Origin of the sequence: Chryseobacterium sp. JV558, assembly GCF_033712365.1 — a bacterium.
Taxonomy (GTDB): Bacteria; Bacteroidota; Bacteroidia; order Flavobacteriales; family Weeksellaceae; genus Chryseobacterium.
The window spans coordinates 1-1,459 of record NZ_WJHU01000024.1 but is presented as its reverse complement, the minus strand read 5'-3'; the positions used below and the strand labels follow the sequence as shown (position 1 = coordinate 1,459).

The window sequence follows — 1,459 nt, the reverse complement described above, 5'->3', positions numbered from 1 at the left end:
GGATCGCTCTTTGGAAATGATAGTTTCAATCTTGGCTATTCTTAAAACGGGTAGCGGTTATGTACCTATCGATGTTGATTATCCGCAGGATCGTATTGATTATATTGTTGAAGACAGTAGGTGCATTTTAGTTATTGATTCAGCTTTGTATGCTGATTTTGCAAGTACCCAGGAAACCTATGAGAATACTGGTTTAGAAATATCAATATCAGAGAATGATTTGGCGTATGTTATTTATACTTCGGGTACCACAGGTCATCCCAAAGGTGTTATGGTTGAGCATAAAGGGTTTGTGAATCTGTGTTTCTGGCAGATAGAAACCTTTGATGTAGGGCCGCATACTAAATCGACCTTATATTCTAATTATAGCTTTGATGCTTCCGTTTGGGAATTATTTTCATATTTATTAAAAGGAGCGAGTCTGTATATTGTTCCGACCTCCTTGCGTCTTGATTTAAAAGCGCTCAATAGTTTTTACGAAGAGTATGGTATTACGCATTCGTTTTTGCCTACAGCTTTATGTGAGCCTTTTATTCAGATAGAGAATCACTCCCTGTCTTATTTATTTACAGGAGGGGACCGTTTGCTAACTTCAAAGACGACCAACCGTTATAAGTTGGTAAATACTTACGGGCCAACTGAAAACAGTGTAATTTCGACCAGTTTTACATTTTGTGATACACTTGAGCAAGAAATCATCCCAATAGGGAGTCCGATATCTAATACACAATTATATATCCTTGATGGAGATTTAAGATTAGTGCCTAAAGGGGCAGTTGGTGAGATCTGTGTTAGTGGTTCCGGTTTAGCCCGTGGCTATTTGAACCGTCCTGAGTTAACTGCAGAGAAATTTATATCTCATCCATTCAAAGAAGGAGAACGTTTATACAGGACAGGAGATCTGGGCAGGTGGAACTATCAGGGTTATGTAGAGTTCATGGGCAGGAATGATGACCAGGTGAAGATCCGTGGTTACCGTATCGAGCTTGGAGAGATTGCACAGGTTATGAGCCAGCATCCGCTGATCAAGAACTGCCTTGTTCATGCCACTGAGGGTTCCTCTGAGAACAAAGAACTGATTTTATATTATGTGAGTGAATCTTCGTTAAGCATTCGTGAACTACGATCTTATTTATCCGAACGTCTACCTTCGTATATGATCCCGGGATATTATATGCAACTGGCTGAATTTCCACTGACTTCAAACGGAGGAAAGGTAGACAGAAAAGCACTACCCATGCCAGAAGATATGGGCATCGATACAGGTGTGGAGTACGTATCTCCGCAAACTTCTACAGAGAAGATCCTGGTTAAGATCTGGGGTGATGTTCTGTCGCTGGATACAGATAATATTGGTCTTTATGATGACTTCTTTGATTTGGGAGGTCATAGTTTGAAAGCGACACGTTTATCCAGCCATATCAGCGACCGCCTTCATGTACATCTGGGTCTTAAAGAG

1 protein-coding gene is annotated in these 1,459 nt (G+C 40.6%); it reads left to right on the top strand.

What is annotated here, in order from left to right; genetic code table 11:
- Positions 1-10: 10 nt before the first annotated feature.
- A partial coding sequence (locus tag GFU89_RS23200) for a non-ribosomal peptide synthetase (protein ID WP_318849376.1) occupies positions 11-1,459 on the top strand: 1,449 nt, incomplete at its 3' end.